The organism is Bosea sp. Tri-49, from assembly GCF_003952665.1.
Lineage (GTDB): Bacteria > Pseudomonadota > Alphaproteobacteria > Rhizobiales > Beijerinckiaceae > Allobosea.
In genome coordinates, this window is record NZ_CP017946.1 from 1,018,187 (window position 1) to 1,033,796 (window position 15,610).

General features: G+C 65.4%; 16 protein-coding genes. 5 read left to right on the forward strand and 11 right to left on the reverse strand.

The annotated features are described in order from the left end of the window. Window positions 1-11: 11 nt before the first annotated feature. Window positions 12-1,055 carry an ABC transporter substrate-binding protein gene (locus BLM15_RS05085; RefSeq protein ID WP_126110963.1) on the reverse strand — a complete coding sequence of 348 codons (1,044 nt, stop codon included), beginning with the start codon at window positions 1,053-1,055 and terminating at the stop codon, window positions 12-14. A gap of 106 nt (window positions 1,056-1,161) precedes the next feature. Between BLM15_RS05085 and BLM15_RS05090 the strand changes: the two genes are divergently transcribed. Then, window positions 1,162-2,181 (forward strand): GlxA family transcriptional regulator, encoded by a 1,020-nt coding sequence (locus BLM15_RS05090; RefSeq protein WP_126110965.1) that lies wholly within the window; start codon window positions 1,162-1,164, stop codon window positions 2,179-2,181. A gap of 191 nt (window positions 2,182-2,372) precedes the next feature. Further along, window positions 2,373-2,552, forward strand: coding sequence for a hypothetical protein (locus BLM15_RS05095; RefSeq protein WP_206438608.1), 180 nt, complete (start codon window positions 2,373-2,375; stop codon window positions 2,550-2,552). Window positions 2,553-2,736: 184 nt separating this feature from the next. On the opposite strand, the gene BLM15_RS05100 is transcribed toward BLM15_RS05095, so the two are convergent. Genes BLM15_RS05100 through BLM15_RS05120 form a run of 5 tightly spaced genes read right to left on the reverse strand, consistent with a single transcriptional unit; the run spans window position 2,737 to window position 8,555 of the window. Then, the gene (locus BLM15_RS05100) at window positions 2,737-4,218 is read right to left on the reverse strand and encodes a M81 family metallopeptidase (protein WP_126110967.1); all 1,482 of its coding nucleotides are present in this window, start codon (window positions 4,216-4,218) and stop codon (window positions 2,737-2,739) included. A 34-nt stretch (window positions 4,219-4,252) separates the two neighbouring features. Then, entirely contained in the window at window positions 4,253-5,098 is an 846-nt protein-coding gene (locus BLM15_RS05105) for an ABC transporter permease (RefSeq protein WP_126110969.1), read from the reverse strand. Then, entirely contained in the window at window positions 5,095-6,027 is a 933-nt protein-coding gene (locus tag BLM15_RS05110) for an ABC transporter permease (RefSeq protein ID WP_126110971.1), read from the reverse strand. The genes BLM15_RS05105 and BLM15_RS05110 overlap by 4 nt, the downstream gene beginning before the upstream one ends. A 30-nt stretch (window positions 6,028-6,057) precedes the next feature. Then, complete coding sequence (locus BLM15_RS05115) at window positions 6,058-7,629, reverse strand: ABC transporter substrate-binding protein (RefSeq protein WP_126110973.1); 1,572 nt, start codon at window positions 7,627-7,629, stop codon at window positions 6,058-6,060. Between the two features lie 47 nt (window positions 7,630-7,676). Beyond that, window positions 7,677-8,555, reverse strand: coding sequence for a MurR/RpiR family transcriptional regulator (locus BLM15_RS05120; protein ID WP_126110975.1), 879 nt, complete (start codon window positions 8,553-8,555; stop codon window positions 7,677-7,679). Window positions 8,556-8,695: 140 nt separating this feature from the next. Here BLM15_RS05120 and BLM15_RS05125 point away from each other — a divergent pair, with 140 nt between their 5' ends. Continuing rightward, window positions 8,696-9,952 carry an NAD(P)/FAD-dependent oxidoreductase gene (locus tag BLM15_RS05125; RefSeq protein WP_126116066.1) on the forward strand — a complete coding sequence of 419 codons (1,257 nt, stop codon included), beginning with the start codon at window positions 8,696-8,698 and terminating at the stop codon, window positions 9,950-9,952. A gap of 54 nt (window positions 9,953-10,006) precedes the next feature. Here the strand turns inward: BLM15_RS05125 and BLM15_RS05130 are convergent, their stop codons facing one another. Continuing rightward, complete coding sequence (locus BLM15_RS05130) at window positions 10,007-10,234, reverse strand: hypothetical protein (protein WP_126110977.1); 228 nt, start codon at window positions 10,232-10,234, stop codon at window positions 10,007-10,009. Window positions 10,235-10,434: 200 nt separating this feature from the next. Then, window positions 10,435-11,778 (reverse strand): aminotransferase-like domain-containing protein, encoded by a 1,344-nt coding sequence (locus BLM15_RS05135; RefSeq protein ID WP_126110979.1) that lies wholly within the window; start codon window positions 11,776-11,778, stop codon window positions 10,435-10,437. A gap of 175 nt (window positions 11,779-11,953) precedes the next feature. On the opposite strand from BLM15_RS05135, the gene BLM15_RS05140 reads away from it, so the two are divergent. Then, window positions 11,954-12,190, forward strand: coding sequence for a DUF1127 domain-containing protein (locus BLM15_RS05140; RefSeq protein WP_126110981.1), 237 nt, complete (start codon window positions 11,954-11,956; stop codon window positions 12,188-12,190). Between the two features lie 68 nt (window positions 12,191-12,258). Here the strand turns inward: BLM15_RS05140 and BLM15_RS05145 are convergent, their stop codons facing one another. The 3 genes from BLM15_RS05145 to BLM15_RS05155 are packed head-to-tail and all read right to left on the reverse strand — an operon-like array spanning window position 12,259 to window position 15,259. Beyond that, a complete protein-coding gene (locus tag BLM15_RS05145) occupies window positions 12,259-13,539 on the reverse strand; it encodes an MFS transporter (RefSeq protein ID WP_126110983.1) in 1,281 nt (426 codons plus the stop codon). Continuing rightward, a complete protein-coding gene (locus BLM15_RS05150) occupies window positions 13,488-14,885 on the reverse strand; it encodes an FAD-dependent oxidoreductase (RefSeq protein ID WP_126110985.1) in 1,398 nt (465 codons plus the stop codon). Before BLM15_RS05150 ends, BLM15_RS05145 begins: the two co-directional genes overlap by 52 nt. A 56-nt stretch (window positions 14,886-14,941) precedes the next feature. Continuing rightward, the gene (locus tag BLM15_RS05155; protein ID WP_126110988.1) at window positions 14,942-15,259 is read right to left on the reverse strand and encodes an ArsR/SmtB family transcription factor; all 318 of its coding nucleotides are present in this window, start codon (window positions 15,257-15,259) and stop codon (window positions 14,942-14,944) included. A gap of 115 nt (window positions 15,260-15,374) precedes the next feature. On the opposite strand from BLM15_RS05155, the gene BLM15_RS31785 reads away from it, so the two are divergent. Beyond that, a complete protein-coding gene (locus BLM15_RS31785) occupies window positions 15,375-15,605 on the forward strand; it encodes a GDCCVxC domain-containing (seleno)protein (protein ID WP_126110990.1) in 231 nt (76 codons plus the stop codon). Window positions 15,606-15,610: the final 5 nt, after the last annotated feature.

The window sequence follows — 15,610 nt, forward strand, 5'->3', positions numbered from 1 at the left end:
TGGCTGTTCGCTCACTTGCGGGCGATCTGACGGTTCCACTCGTCGACGACCCGCGAGCGCAACCCGTTGATCTCGGCCCAGTCGAACAATTGCAGGTTCTTGACCGAGCCTGTCTCGCCCCAGGGCAGCTTGCGCGCCGTCTCGGGCTTGACCGTAACGTTCTTCACGGACGGGCCGAGATAGAGCTTTTCGGCGAGGCACCCGGAGGCTTCCGGCGTCAGCGCCTGGTTGATGAACTTGGCGGCAGCCTCCTTCTTCGGCGTGCCCTTGACCAGATGCAGACGGGCATCGGTCGCCCAGGCGCCTTCCTTGGGCACGACGAAGCCGATCGGCAGGCCCTTGTCGGCGAGATCCCAGGCGCCGACGTTGAAATGAGCCCCGATGATCGCCTCGCCGCTCTGATAGGCATTGGTCGCGGCGCCCGAGGAATCGAAGAACAGGGCGGCTTTCAGCTCCTTGATCTTCTTGAAGGTTGGGGCGAGGTCGCCGGCCGGGCCGCCCCAGATCTTCGAGAGGAACATCACGAAAGGCACGCCCGAGGAGTTCGCCGGCGAAGGGATCGTGACCGCGTCCTCGAATTCCGGCTTCCAGAGGTCGTTCCAGGAGGTCGGCGCGGCCTTGACCTTCTGGGTGTTGTAGGTGAGCCCGAGCGAATAATAGCCGGTGCCGACGGCGTAGGTGGTCGCACCGCTCTTGTAGATCGCTTCCGGCAGCGTGTTGGCGAGGTTGGGGATCACCGCCGGGTCGAGATTGTCGGTCACCTCAGCGGCGAGCGCGAGCTCGCTGATGCCGCCATCCATCCAGGCGACGTCGATGGTCGGCGCGGCCTTCTGCTGCTGCAGCTTTGCCAGGGTGACAGTCGAGGTGCCGATCTCGGCATTCACGGCGATGCCGGTCGCCTTGGTGAAGGGCTCGGCGACGCAGGCCTTGAAGGCATCGCCCCAATTGCCGCCATACCAGGCGACCGTGATCGACGAGGGCTGCTGCGCCAGCGCCGGAGCGGTGAGCAGGGTGGTGGCGAGCATGGCCGTGGCCAGCCGGACGGTACGGGTCATCGTCGTTCTCCTCTGCCGAGCGTCTTTGCGCTTCTGCAGGACATGTTGACGCGCAGTGAGCGAAAGGCACTAGAATTCGCCGGCCCAAAATTTGAATAATCACGACATGAGCACCGCGCAGTTTCTTCACTCGGCGAGCGATCGGCCACATCCCGCGCCCGACCCCGTTTCGCGGCTGCGGATCGCCTTCGTCCTGCTCGACCAGTTCACGCTCGCCGCCTTCTCAGGCCTGATCGACGTGCTGCGGTTGGCGGCGGATCATGGCGGACGCAGTCGCCAGTTGCATGCGAGCTGGACCGTGATGAGCCTCGATGGCGAGCCGCGGCGTTCGAGCTGTGGCGTCTCGCTCTCGCCGAATGCAGCCCTGCTCGACCCGGCCGGATTCGACTATATCGCCGTCTGCGGCGGTAACGGCTATCTCAATGATGCCCTGCCTGAGAGCCTGCTCGGCTATCTGCGGCGCGCAGCAGCCTGCAATGTGCGCCTGCTCGGCATCTGCACCGGCACCTTCGCCATCGCCAAAGCGGGCCTCGTCGGTCCGCGCCGGGTCTGTGTGCACTGGAATGTGCTGGACGCCTTCAAGGAGCGGTTTCCCAAGGTCTCGGCGGGGGTGGAGCGCCTCTTCATCGACGAGGGCGACCTGATCACCTGCGCCGGCTCGACGGCAGCGATCGATCTCGGCCTCTATCTCGTCGCGCGCCATTGCGGCCGCGACAAGGCCCAGCAGGCGATGCGGCACATGATGCTGCAGGACATGCGCCCGGCCGAGATGCCGCAAGCGCATTTCTATGCCGAACTAGCACCCAATCTCGACGTCAGGGTCCAGCAGGCGGCGCAGTTCATCGAGCAGCGGCTCGACAATCCCCCGCCGATTGCCGCCGTGGCGCGCTATGTCGGCGTCAGCCCGCGCCAGCTCGAGCGCCTGTTCGGCGCCTCATTGGGCCAAAGCCCGGCGGCGTTCCAGCGTAAGCTGCGGCTGGAATATGCACGCTGGCTGATCCTGAACAGCAAGAGCTCGCTCACCGACATCGCCATGGGGGCGGGCTTCGCCGACAGCGCCCATCTCTCGCGCGACTTCAAAGCGGCGTTCGGAGAAACGCCGCGGTCTCTTCGCCAGAGTATCTAGGATTGGAAATCAACAGACGCAGGCTGCTTTTTGAATCAACGTCTGGTTTGCGGAACGCACTCAATGTCGGCAGTTGGCGCCGAGCGGCAGGGTAGGCTCGGCACGCATCCATACGTGCGGCCGAGTTCGTCGCCATTACTGCTATTGTCGGTGTGAATACCGGAAACGTCCCGGCAGAGCAGGAGCAGATTGTGACCGAGCGATTTGAACGACACCGCCAACCCTGGACACATGAGGAACTCGAGAAGCTGAAGTTGCTCGCCAGGAAGGGCATGGCACTGAAGGCGATTTCGAAGGCGATGACGCGCAGCGAGGAATCCATCAAAGACCGCGCCAAACTCGATGGCATCGGGATCGCCAAGCTCCGTTAGGCCGCGTTCACACTGCGGCCTTGGGGTGCAAAGCCGACGCCGGAGCGATGATGCAAGGTCCGTTCTTGGCGCATTTCGCCCGGGACGAAGACAAGCGTTTCTGATGCTGAGCTGACAAAGCTTGCGGCTGGAGGCCGAGGCCGCTCCAGTCCTTGGAGGGCTGGAGTGGTCGGCTGTCCCGTTGTCATCTGTCGAGCGGGAAGATCGGACGCCTGGCCCGCTGATAGGGCAGCTTGCTCAGATCCGGCGTGCAGAGCGCCCCGCTGTCGCAGACGATCACCTTGCCGGCGATCGGCTCGAAGGCGGCCCGGAAATGCTGCATCGATTTCAGTCCGACCACGCGCTTGGCGGCCGGATCGATGCCGAAGGCACGGAACTGCTGCAAATCGTTCATCTGGGCGCGAAGGGTGGTGACGAGGATGTCGATTCCGCCGACGCGCAGCACCGCGCACGGCCCCCAGCTGGCATGCAGGCCCCCTAGCATCGGGCCATCGCCGACATAGTCGCCGTCGCTGACGCTGACGAGCGTGCCGGTGAGCGAAAGCGGGCCGCCGCCTATCGTAGGATCGACCTTGCCGCCGAGCCTGACCGAGACCGTCGTGCCGGGCTTGCCCCGACGCAGCTCGGCTGCCGCCTCCGGGTCGACGATCGGGCCGAAGCAGGCGTCCTCGAGGTCAGCCGCGATCATGCCGCGCAGCAATTCGGTCGCGTCGCCATAGCCGCCACCGCCCGGGTTGTCGGCATAGTCGGCGATGATCAGCGGCCCCGAACTCCGGACATAGGACGCCGCCTCCGCGACCGCGTCCTCGACCGACAGGAAAGGCGTGATCACCTCGAAGCGGCGCTGCCACATATCCTCGGCGAGCGCGTCGGCGAAGGCGCGATGGCGCTCGAGATCCCCTTGGCAGGTGACGAGCACGGTCGGGCCGACTTCGGTGATGTCGGCATTGCCGAAACCGCCATTGACGCTGACGGCGAAGACGTCCGGCTCCTGCTCATAGGCCTTGGCCTTGGCGATGCGCTCGACCATCGGGCCGATATCCGTGCGCCCGCCATTGACCTCCTCGAGCATCGGCCGCTCGACGCGCAGTGTCACCGGCCTGATCTCGCCGGCGAGCGTGCGCTGCATGATGTCCGCAGCCAGCCGGCCGGTCTCGCGGACATCGACATGCGGATAGGTCTTGTAGGAGACGACGATGTCGGCGAGATCGGTCATCTTGCGGGTGACGTTGGCGTGCGGATCGAGCGTGATCCCGATCGGCACGTCCTTGCCGAGCACAGCGCGCAGCCGCTCCAGGAGCTCGCCCTCGCCGTCCTCGCAGAACTCGGTGACCATGGCACCGTGCAGGCCGAGCAGGACGCCGTCGATCGATCCGGCATGGGCCTTCGCCGCCTCGACGATCACGCCAGCGATGCGGTCATAGGCATCGCGCGTTACCGGGCCCGACGGCTGGGCGGAGGCGCTGATCGCATGGATCACCTGCCATCCGGCCGGGCGGCCGATATCGAGAAAGCCGGCGATCGACGTGTTGGCCTCCCCGCGCGCCGCAATCGCGGCCTCACCCAGGGCGAAGCCGCGATCCTGGAAGGCGGCATAGTCGGCCGGACACCGGCTGAAGGTGTTGCTCTCATGCGCGAACTCGGCGGTCAGCACAGTGAAGCTCATAGCGTTCCTCTCAGCAATTCTCGGACAAGGGTGATCAGCCGTCGCGCAGCGGCCGGCGGATATCGAGGGCTTCGATCAGCGCATCGCCGAACAGGTTGATGGCGATCACGGTCGTCGCGATGACGAGGCCGGGGAAGATGATGATCCAGGGCGCGATGAAGATCTGGGCTGTGCCGGAGCTCATCATCGCGCCCCAGGACGGGGTCGGCGGTTGGGCACCGAGGCCGAAGAAGCCGAGCGTCGCCTCGAGCACGATGGCATCGCCCGTCGCCAGCATCCCGGCGACGATGACCGGGGTCATCGCGTTCGGCAGGAGATGCAGGAAAAGGATGCGCGCCGGGCTCGCGCCGGCCGTCACCGCGGCGTCGACGAAGAGCTCGCCCCTGAGCGCCATGACCTGCGCTCGGGTCAAGCGCGTGAACTGGGCGAGATAAGCGATGGCGATGGCGATCGCGGTCGAATGCAGACCAGGCCCGAGGATCGCGATCAGGATCAGCGCCAGCAAGATTTCGGGGAAGGACCAGGTCAGGTCGACGACGACGGTGACGATACGGTCGAAGATCCCGCCGAAATAGCCAGCGGCGGCACCGAGCGTCGCCCCCGCGAGCATCGAGATTGCGATCGAGAGCACGCTGACGCTCAGCGAGGTGCGGGCGCCCTGGATGATGCGCGAGAGCAGGTCGCGCCCGAATTCGTCGGTGCCGAGCCAGTGCGCCGCTGAGGGCGGGGTGTTGGCGAGGCTGAGCTTCTGGGCCGCATAGTCATAAGGAGCGATCCAGGGCGCGAAAAGCGCGCAGAAGACGAGCCCGACCAGAAACAGGGCGCAGAGCGCGCCACGCGGCGAGCGCGCGAGACGGGCGGCGAGCGAGGAGCGGCTCATCTTGCCCCCATGGTTTCGCGCAGGCGCGGGTCGAGCGCCGCCTGGGCGAGGTCGCCGAGAAGCGTGCCGAGCATCACGGCGATGGCGAGCATGAGCAGGCAGCCCTGCACGAGCGGGTAGTCGCGCTGGCCGAGCGCCGTGATCAGCAGCGAGCCGAGGCCCGGCCGGGCGAAGACATATTCGACCGTGACCGCTCCGCCGAGTATCCAGCCGATGCGCAGGCCGAGGATGGTCATCACCGGCAGCATCGCCTGCTGCAGAACATGGCGGAGCTGGATGCGCCAGAACGACAGGCCCTTGGCCTGCAGAACCCGGACGAAGTCGCGACCGGCGATCTCGACCATGGCGGCGCGGGTGACACGGGCGATTAGCGCCGTGCCGCCGATGCCGATGGTCAGGGCCGGCAGCACGAGCGCATCCCAGCTGCGCGCGCCCGAGACCGGGAACCATTCGAACTGGACGGCAAAGGCGAGAATCATCAGCAGTGCCAGCCAGAAGCTCGGCAGCGTCGAGCCGAGCAGGATGAAGCCCATCACCACCCGGTCGAACAGGCTGTCGCGAAAGGAGGCTGCGAGCACGCCGGTGACGATGCCGACCGTGGTGGAGAAGATCAGCGCCGCGCCGCCGAGCGCGAGGCTGTGCGGCAGGTTCTCAGCGATCAACCGCGCCACCGGCTGGCGCATCACGATGGCGTCGCCGAGATCGCCGCCGACGACCTTGGCGAGCCAGCGCCCGTATTGCACGAGCAGCGGCTGGTCGAGGCCGTAGCGGGCGATCATCTGCGCCTGCTGCTCGGGCGAGGATCCGACCTGGATCAGATGCTCCAGCGGATCGCCCGGCACGAGGTGGACGATCATGAAGATCACCAGCGAGACGGCGAGGAAAACCGGCACGAGCATGGCGAGCCGCCGGATCGCGAAGCGCAGCAAGGGCTCCTCCCGGGTGCTTGCGTGAATCGGTCAGTTCGCCGGCGCGATGTCCAGCATCGTCGAGCTGTAGAGTCCCATGCCGCGGATCTTGTCCGGCATCGCGATGCGCTTGCCATAGGCGAGGCTCTGCACCGGCTGGTAGATCGGCGCGAACGGGTACTGCGACAGCACGTACTCATGATACCTGGTGAAGTTCGCGACGCGCTCGTCCCAGGTCTTCGACTTGTTCATGGCGATGTCGTTCAGGCGCTCGGCCTCGGGATCGTTGAACATCGAGACGTTCGGATAGCCCGCCCGCTTGGCGGCGAAGAACCAGTCGACGATGTCGGCATTGGTCCACTGATAGGCGCGGATCGCGAGCTGGTGGTCGGTCTTCTTGCGGTATTGCGCATTGATCGAGCCGGCATCGATGATGCTGATCTCGGCCTGCATGCCGACCGCCTTGAGCTGGGCCTGGACGATCTCGACGAGGCGCTTGAACTCGGTGCCGTTCTGGGTCCAGAGCTTGACCGTGAGGCGCTTGCCGTCCTTGACGCGGATGCCGTCCGCGCCCGGCTTCCAGCCGCCTCCCTCAAACAGCTTCTTCGCACGCTCGGGATCATAGGCGATCCTGAACTTCTGCTCGACCTGCGCCTCCTTCAGCGAGGAGATCAGGAACGTGTCGGCCGCGGCGCCGTTGCCGCCGTAGAGGCTGGCGAGGATTTCCTTCTGGTTGACGGCGAAGGCGGTGGCCTCGCGGACCTTGATGTCGGTGAAGGGTTCAACGCTGGTGTTGATCGGCATGTAGACCAACTCGTTGCCCGGGAAGGTCACGAGTTTCACCGACTTGTCGGCCTGGATGCGCGGCAGGAAGTCGGTTGGAACGTTGACCAGCATGTCGGCGCCGCCGGTCTTCAGTTCGAGATAGGCCGTCGATTCCTCGCCGATCTCGCGGAAGGTCAGTTTTTTGAACTTGGCCGGGCCCTGGTTCGTCGAAAGGCCTGCGGCCCAGGCATAGTCGTCATTGCGCACCAGCACGGTCTGCTGCCCGACGCTGAACTGCTGCATCTTGTAGGGGCCGGTGCCGATCGCCTCGGTCACGCCGAACTTGTCGCCGAGCGCCTCATAGGACTTGGGCTCGGGAATGCACATGAAGGAGCTGGCGAGGTTGAACAGCAGGTTCGGGTCGGGATGCTTCATGTGGAAGCGCACCGTCAAATCGTCGACGGCCTCGACCCGCTCGATCGCCTCGACGGTGAAGGCGTTCTCGCTGCCCTTGAACTGCGGCACCCACCAGGCGACGGTCTTGGCGTTGAACGGCTCGCCATTGTGGAACTTCACGCCGGGCTTCAGCTTGAAGGTCCATTGCATGCCGTCGGGGCTCGACTCCCATGAGCTGGCGAGCTGGCCATGGAAGCTCTGGTCGGCATCCTGCACCACCAGCCGGTCGAAGATCAGCGTCGTCGCGGTGTTGAGCTTGGTCGCCTTGATCGGATTATAGGTCGGCGCGCCGACGAGGCGCGCGGTCATCACGAAGGTCGCCTCCTGCGCAAGCGCCGTCGTCGTCGTGGCCAGGGCGGCAAGGCCCAGCGCCAGCATGCTCCCCTTCAATATCGTCCTCATCTCGCTTCCCCTTTTGTTTTGAGATGTTGCGAAAGGCTTGGATTGACTCAGCCCAGTGGCCCAGGACCGCCTCCGACATGTCCGGTGAAGCGGCCGTAGAGCTCCGCCATCCGGTTCAGGCGCGCTTCGACCTGCGGGCCGAGCTCGACGAAGACAGCATTGATCAGGAGGTTGCTGAGGCTCGCCATCTGAGCGGTCGAGTCCCAGAACAGGTTGAACTCGGTCGAGACGACCAGAACCTCGTCGACCAGTCCGCGCCCCCAATCGCAGAAGGCGTCGGTGACGAGAGTAGTGGGAATGCCGGCGTCCTTTGCCTGTTGGGCCAGGAGCTTGGCCATGCGCGAATAGCGGCGCGCCTCGAAGATCACGAGGCAGCGCTCCGCTTCATTCGAAAGCAGGAGCTCGGAAAAATTGCCGGCGGCGAGATCGACCAGATGCACGCCGTCCCGCAGATACTGGAGCTGGTTGGCGAGGTATTGCGCAAGGCCGCGCTCGGTCTGAAAACCGGTGACATAGACCGATGACGCGCTCGCCAGCCGGCGCGCGACGCGCCTCCACTCCTCGCTCTGGGCGAGCTCGTAGAGCCGAACGAGGCCGGCGATCTCCAGCTGGAGGCTGCGCGCCAACTGGTCGTCACCGGCGAGGCTGCGTTGCTGGAAATCACGCAGCCGGTCGCTGATCAGCCAGGGCCTGTCGCCGATCTCCTCGGCGAGGCTGCCCTTGAGATCCTTCAGGCTCTTGTAGCCGAGCGTGCGGCAGAAGCGCCCGACCGTCGGTTCGCTGACCGAGACCTTCTCGGCCAAGCTCGCCGCTGTCTCGAAGGGCAGGCTCGGCAGCTGCGCCAGCATGTAGCTCGCCAGCGTCTTGTCGGCCTTGGAGCCGGAAGCGAGGCAGGCCTGCAATCTCTGGCGAAGGGTCTGCGACATGGAGGCTCCCTGCAGCGGCATCATCAAGAAATTTTTCTTTCATAGTGTCAAAGGATTTTTATTTTCTTGCAAAGCTTCACCAGATGAGGCTCGCTGCGGACGTGCTCGTTTCGAGCTTTGGAGACGGGCTTGCCCAGGCGATGACGAGCGCAGGACGACAGGCCGATGTGATCGTGCTCGGGGCCGGCATCGTCGGCGTCAGCGTCGCCCTGCATCTGCAGGAGCGCGGTCGCAGCGTCCTCTTGGTCGACCGCGGCGAGCCCGGGGCCGAAACCAGCCATGGCAATGCCGGACTGATCGAGCGTTCCTCGGTCGTTCCCTATGCTTTCCCTCGCGATCTCCCGACGCTCGCCGCCTTCGCCTCGAACCGCTCGATCGCGGTACGCTATCGGCCTGCGGCATTGCTGCGGATGGCGCCCTGGCTGGCGCGCTATTGGTGGAACTCAGCTCCCGGTCGGCTCGACAGATCAGGGCGCGCCATCCTGCCCCTGATCGAGCGCTGCATCGACGAGCATCGGCACTGGAGCAAGGCAGCCGGAACCGAAGCGCTGATGCGCGGCGAGGGCTGGATCGAGCTTTATCGCAGCCGCCGCGGTCTTCAGCGAGCTGTAGAGGCCGCAAAGGAACTCGCGGCTCACGGTCTCGCCTACGACCTTCTCGACGAGGCGGCGCTTCGGGAACGCGAGCCGGGCCTGCTGCCGGGCGCGGTCGCCGGTGCCGTGCACTGGCGCGACCCGGTCACTGTCAGCGATCCAGGCGCGGTGACGCGAGCCTATGCCGCCCTTTTCACTGCGCGGGGAAGCCGGCTGCTCCGTGCAGATGCGGACGCCTTGCAGCAGGACGGCACGGGGTGGCGCCTCCCGACCGATGCCGGGGAATGGCGCGCGCCAGAGGCCGTCGTCGCCCTTGGACCGTGGTCGAACGATCTGTGCGAGCGGTTCGGCTATCGCTTTCCGCTCAGTTTCAAGCGCGGCTATCACATGCACTATGCGGTCGCCGATGGAGCGGTCCCGCAGCACCCGCTCTGTGACGTGCAAGCCGGTTTCGTGCTCAGCCGGATGCAGCGGGGCATTCGCTTGACCACCGGCATCGAGCTCGCCGGTCGCGATGAACCGTCGGATTCCTGGCAGCTCGACCAGGCGGAACAGATCGCGCGGCAAATCATGCCACTCGGCCCGCGTCTCGATGCCGAGCCCTGGCGCGGTGCGCGCCCCTGCCTGCCCGACATGCTGCCGATCATCGGCCAAGCGCCCCGGCATCGCAGCCTGTGGTTTGCATTCGGCCACGCCCATCACGGCTTTACCTTGGGGCCAGTCACCGGGCGACTTCTGGCGGATGCGATGACCGGTGCGCCGACCTTTTGTGATCTCAAGCCATTCGCCGCCGATCGCTTCTAGATCAGCCCCGGCACGACGTTGAGTTAGGACAGAATCGTCAGCGCGAGCTCTGTCTCAAATGTTGGATGAAAGCGCATTCCTGTCTGAACGAGAGTGTCTGCTTTCGGGCGTGATACCAATGTCCGCTGTTGGCGTGTTCACGACATCCGTCACGCCCATCTGAAGGCCGTTGCCGCCGCAGGGTCGGATGATACCGATCGTGTTCTTGAAAAGATTTGCACCACCGTCGATGATTTTTATGCCCGCGGGGCCATGCTGCGAGCCGACAACAAGCTCTACCACGACTTCTACCTCGTCCAGGCCAAGGAACCCAAGGAGCTGGACAAGCCCTGGCGTACTACAGGGTCGTAGAGAAGATCGCCGCCAAGGACGCGTACCGCCCTTTGAACGAAAGCGATTGTCCGCTCGCCTCGGGCAAATGACAGCGACGCTTTGCTCAGGGCGGGACGTTGTCACGCCTGGTCGCGCTGGCCGCGGCTCGCTCACTCCGTCGAGTCGAAGTCGTCCTCGCCGGTGCTGAGGAGTGCCGCCAGCGTGTGCAGGCCGATATGGAGCTGCTCCATGCTCGGTGTCGCCAGCGCCAGCCTGACGGCGTTCGGCGCATGGCCGGGCGTCACTGCGAAGGTGCTCGAGGGGGTCAAAGCGATGTCGCGCCGGGCGGCGGCCGCGACGAAGCTTTGCGAGCGCCAATGCGCCGGCAAGGTCAGCCAAAGATGATAGCAATTCTGGTTGGCCTGAATCTCGAAGCCGGAGAGGCGCTCGGCTGCGAGTTTCTGGCGCGCGCGGGCGTCGAGGCGCTTCAGCCTCGCAAGTTCGGCGATGGTCCCGTCGCTCATCATCCGCTGCGCGGCCGCGAAGGCGAAGCCCGACGCCGTCCAGCCTCCGGAGCGGACTGAGGCCTTGACGCTTTCCCGCAGGCGCAACGGCGTCACGATGAAGCCAAGCGTCAGGCCTGGCGCGACCTTCTTGGACAGGCTGTCGATGACGAGGCAGGAATCCGGCGCGAGCGCGGCGAGCGGCGGCTCATCTTCCAGGAAGCCGTAGACATTGTCCTCGATGATCGGAAGGCCGAGCGCCTCGACAACTCGGAGCAGATCGGCCCGGCGTGCTTGCGGCATCGTCATGCCCAGCGGATTCTGGACCGCCGGCTGGATGTAGAGGGCCGAGAGATGGGCCTCGCGATGCGCCTTTTGCACCGCGTCGGGCCGCATGCCGTTCTCGTCCATCGCCAGCGGCACCAGCGTGACCCCGAGCCGGGCGGCGATCCCCTTGATGAAAGGGTAGGTCAGGGCCTCGACGCCGCAGCGGCCACCGGTCGGCACGAGGGCGGCGAGCGCCGCAGCGACCGACTGGCGGCCATTGCCGGTGAAGACCAGTTGCTCAGGCGCGGGAGTCCAGCCGCCCTGTGACAGGAACGCGGCGCCAATGCTGCGAACCGCCGGTGTTCCGACGCTGGTCGCCTGCCGCAAGGCGGCATCCAGGGCCGCGCTCTCATCCAGGCCGGCCAGGCTCTTGGCGATCAGCGCGACCTGCTTGGGCAGGATCGGGTAGTTGAACTCGAGATCGATCCGCGTGCCACTCGGCTCGCCGGGCGCCGCAACGCCGCGCCTGGCCTCGCCTGAGATGAAGGTGCCTCGACCGACCTCGCCGACGACGAGGCCACGACGCAGCAGCTCGGCATAGACCCGGCTCGCCGTCGAGACGGCGATCCTGCGCTCATAGGCGAAGTTGCGCTGCGGCGGCAGGCGCTCGCCCGGCTTCAGCCTGCCGTCGGCAATATCCGCGGCGATCGCGTCGGCCAGCTTCAGATAATCGGATTTCGACATTTATTGAACCGAGTACAATGTTTTTATTGCTCCGAGAATCGTATCGGATCATTTTGTTCATATCAACCCAGCTGCACCGGAAATCGCGAGGGTTACGACGGCCGGCGATTACCTCGCCGACGTGATGAGAGCGTATTGCCGACGTCTGACCCGGTGCGACCTAACGGAGGCCAAAATGTCTGCATTCCTGCTGACCATCACTCGCCCTGTCACCGCGAAGCGCTCCGAGGCATTGCTCCGCCTGCCGGGCGCGCTGTACCGGGCGGTCACGCGCTACATCAATCATCGCGCCGCCATTGCGGACCTGCGCGAATCCGACGAGCACGCGTTGCAGGACATCGGCATCGTCCGCAGCCAGATCGAAGCGGCGGTCCACGGACTCGTTCCGCGTAGCGGCCGTGAGAAGATGTGATGAGGGGACGCGAGCGTGCGTTGATTGCGGCGCAAATCTTCGCCCGGCCTCGCCCGCAGGTCGATCTTTCAGCTTCCTGCCCGGCCCACGTCACGCGCCAGCATGAGCAATGCCAGCGCCGCTGCAGCCGATAACGCGACCAGGGCGACCGTACTCGTCGCGAGCCCGGCTCGTTCGAGCATCACGGCAAAAGCAAGCGGTGCTGCGGCGCGGATGGCGAGGCCAGGCGCGGACAATTTGCCGAGCATCGCACCGTAGCCGGCGGGACCGAAGAGCTGGAGCGGGACCGTGCCGCGCACGATCGAGCTCAGTCCCATGCTGATGCCATAGGCGATCGCAAACAGCCCCGCGAGGGCGGCCGTGCTGCCGCCGACGACAAGCAGAATGAACCCGAGCGGCATGAGTGCGCCCGAGACCCACGCAGTCGTCACCGGAGGCACATTGGTGCCGAACAGCATCTCGATGAGCCGCCCGGTCACCTGCGACGGGCCGACCATAGCGCCGAAGGTGACCGCCAGCGCTGCGCTGAATCCGAGGCCCTGCAGCAGTGTCAGCATGTGAATCGACATGGCCGAGACGACGAAGCCCTGGAGCGAGAATGCGATCGCCAGCAGGACAAAGGCGCGTCGGCGGGCCGGGCCGGCTAGGTAGCCATCAGGGCCTGACGTCTCGGACGGACGAGCCGGCTTTGCAAGGGATGCCGCATGGCTTCGGGGCAAGAGGAACGCATGCAATGGCAGCGCCAGGGCCAGGTATCCCAGCGCGTAAATCTGGTAGATCGTGCGCCAATCCGCCTGCGCCAGCAGCCCGGTGGTGAGCGGCCAGAATAAGGTCGAGGCGAAGCCACCGATCAGCGTCAGCTTGCTGATCGCGCGCCTGGCGCCCGCACCATGCGCCTGGGTTAGAGCCGTGAACGCGGCATCGTACAAGACCAGCGTCGATACGACCTCAAGGGCGATCATCGCCGCGTAATAGCTCACCAATCCTTCAGCCCTGGACAGGGCAAAGAGCGACAGGCTCGCGAGCACGCTGCCGATGCTCATCATCCGGCGCGTGCCGTATTTGTCGATCAGGCGCCCGGCGAAGGGCGCAGCCAGGCCCCCGGCGAGCAGTCCGAGAGCAAAGCCACCATAGGTCCACTCGGGCGCCCAACCCAGGCTCATAGTGATGCCAGGTGCCAGCACTGCGAACGCGTAGTAGAGCGCGCCATAGCCGGCGACCTGAGTGACGCCCAGAGCGAGGATGAGCCCGATTCCGGCAGCCGGAGCCGGGCTCGTTTCGGAGGTGGCAAGGGTCGTCATTGCGCCTGGACGGCCTCGCTCGCCTTTGCGGAGCTGCTGCAGCCGCACCCAGCCTTGCCCTGCGCCTTGGCGGAGAAGTCGTCGACGCAGCAGGCGTCTAGTTCGGTCGGAGCCGGGCCGCCGCAGCAACCGCCGGCACTCTCCGGTGCGGTCGTGCATACGCCGGTTTCAGGCAGGACAAGCTGAACATCATCGGCAGCCGCCATATCGCCAGCGATTGCGGCGACCACCGACCGGGCCTGCTCATAGCCGGTCAGCATCAGGAATGTCGGCGCGCGGCCATAGCTCTTGATCCCCACGGTGTAGAAGCCCGGTTCCGGATGGGAAAGCTCACGGTGCCCATGCGGAGGCACCGAACCGCAGGAGTGCAGGTTGGGATCGATCATCGGGCCGAGCGCCTTGGCGCTCTCCAGCCAGGGATCGAGCTCGATACGAAGTTCGCGGGTCATGGCCAGATCGGGACGCTGACCGGTGCAGACCACGACCCGGTCGACCGCCCCAACCGTGCGAAGACCATCAGGCGTCTCGCCATCAAGGGCGAGTTGGCCGCTCACCTCGCGCATCGTGGTGACTGCGAAACGGGTGACGAGCTCGACGCGGCCGGTTTCGACGAGCTGCCGCAGCTTCTGCCCCAAGTCGCCGCGTGCCGCGAGCTGATCGTTGGCGCCGCCGCCATAGACACGGGACAGGTTGCTGCCGCGCGTCAGCCAGATCGCCTTGGTAGCGGGTTCCTGGGTCGCGAGCTCGGCCAGGTCGAGCAGTACGTTCGCGGCGGAATGGCCAGCACCGACGACGATCGTGGTACGCCCGGCATAGCGTGCACGGTCACCGCCGAGCACATCCGGAATGCTGTAGGCGATCCGACCGGCGAACTTTTCCTCGCCTTCAGCTGCCACGCCGCCCGCTCCGAGCGGGTTCGGTGACGCCCAGGTTCCAGAGGCATCGATCACCGCCCGCGCAAGCTCGTGGCGGACGCGCCCGTCACTGTCGACGATGGCCAATTGGAAGGGGTGCAGCTCGCGGTCGCGGCTGACGACCTTGTCGATGCCGCGCCGACCGATTGTCCTGACGCGCACCCCGTACTCGATGAACGGCGCCAGGGCAGGGGATTGCGCGAGGGGTGCAAGATACTCGCTGACGAGGTCGGCGCCGGTCGGATAGACCGCCTCGTCTGGCGCCCGCCAGCCCGCCTTTTCCAGCAGCGAGCGGGCCGTGGGATCGACATTGTAGGCCCATGGCGAGAACAGCCGAACATGGCCCCAGTCGCTGATGTTCGCGCCTGCCGCAATGCCGGCTTCGTAGACCTTCACGGCAAGGCCGCGCGCAACGAGGTTGGCGGCGGCGGCGAGCCCGACAGGCCCTGCACCGATGACGGCTACGGGAAGTTCCATCATGACAAGAACTCCTATTTTGCTAGAATGATCGAATTAGTCGGCAAATAAAATACCGCTCACGCAGCCTGATCGGACGTCGGTGCGCAGGCTTCGTCAGCGCAGCATTCATCCGCGAGGAAGCCGAGCAAGGCGGCCATGGCAGGGTATTGGGCGCGGCAGATCAGGGTTGTGGCCTGCCGCTCCTGCGAGACCAATCCGTTCTGCACGAGGCGCTGAAGATGATGCGAGAGGGTCGACGCCGGAATGCCCAGACGCTCCTGCACCTGGTTGACCGGCAGGCCGCCATGGCCGGCGCGGACCAAGACCCGGTAGAGCTCAAGGCGGGTCGGATTGCCAAGCGCCTCAAGCTGCTTTGCTGCTTCTTCGATTTTCATCGAAATATGCTGTATCGATCCCTCCGCCCCGTCAAGCGGTATTTCGACAACTATCGAAAAAGATTGGCAGCTGGCGCTCGTTGCCCGATAATGCCGCTAGCCTAGAGTTTCATTGATGCAACTCACCTCACTCATCACTTGCCCTCAATGCGGGCACCAAGCCTCGGAAGCGATGCCGATCGACGCTTGCCAGTTTTTCTATGAGTGCAAGGGCTGCGGGACGCTGCTCAGGCCAAAAGAGGGCGATTGCTGCGTGTTCTGTTCCTATGGGACGGTACCGTGCCCACCGATCCAAGAGAGTCGGAGTAAAGGGAATGCGGCGTCCTGTTGCGGTGGGACGGCCTGATCTCG

Excerpts from the sequence above, each read along its gene's own strand:
- BLM15_RS05085 (WP_126110963.1), bottom strand. The coding sequence starts at position 1,055 with ATGACCCGTACCGTCCGGCTGGCCACGGCCATGCTCGCCACCACCCTG.
- BLM15_RS05090 (WP_126110965.1), top strand. The coding sequence starts at position 1,162 with ATGAGCACCGCGCAGTTTCTTCACTCGGCGAGCGATCGGCCACATCCC.
- BLM15_RS05100 (WP_126110967.1), bottom strand. The coding sequence starts at position 4,218 with ATGAGCTTCACTGTGCTGACCGCCGAGTTCGCGCATGAGAGCAACACC.
- BLM15_RS05105 (WP_126110969.1), bottom strand. The coding sequence starts at position 5,098 with ATGAGCCGCTCCTCGCTCGCCGCCCGTCTCGCGCGCTCGCCGCGTGGC.
- BLM15_RS05115 (WP_126110973.1), bottom strand. The coding sequence starts at position 7,629 with ATGAGGACGATATTGAAGGGGAGCATGCTGGCGCTGGGCCTTGCCGCC.
- BLM15_RS05120 (WP_126110975.1), bottom strand. The coding sequence starts at position 8,555 with ATGTCGCAGACCCTTCGCCAGAGATTGCAGGCCTGCCTCGCTTCCGGC.
- BLM15_RS05125 (WP_126116066.1), top strand. The coding sequence starts at position 8,696 with ATGACGAGCGCAGGACGACAGGCCGATGTGATCGTGCTCGGGGCCGGC.
- BLM15_RS05135 (WP_126110979.1), bottom strand. The coding sequence starts at position 11,778 with ATGTCGAAATCCGATTATCTGAAGCTGGCCGACGCGATCGCCGCGGAT.
- BLM15_RS05140 (WP_126110981.1), top strand. The coding sequence starts at position 11,954 with ATGTCTGCATTCCTGCTGACCATCACTCGCCCTGTCACCGCGAAGCGC.
- BLM15_RS05150 (WP_126110985.1), bottom strand. The coding sequence starts at position 14,885 with ATGATGGAACTTCCCGTAGCCGTCATCGGTGCAGGGCCTGTCGGGCTC.
- BLM15_RS05155 (WP_126110988.1), bottom strand. The coding sequence starts at position 15,259 with ATGAAAATCGAAGAAGCAGCAAAGCAGCTTGAGGCGCTTGGCAATCCG.
- BLM15_RS31785 (WP_126110990.1), top strand. The coding sequence starts at position 15,375 with ATGCAACTCACCTCACTCATCACTTGCCCTCAATGCGGGCACCAAGCC.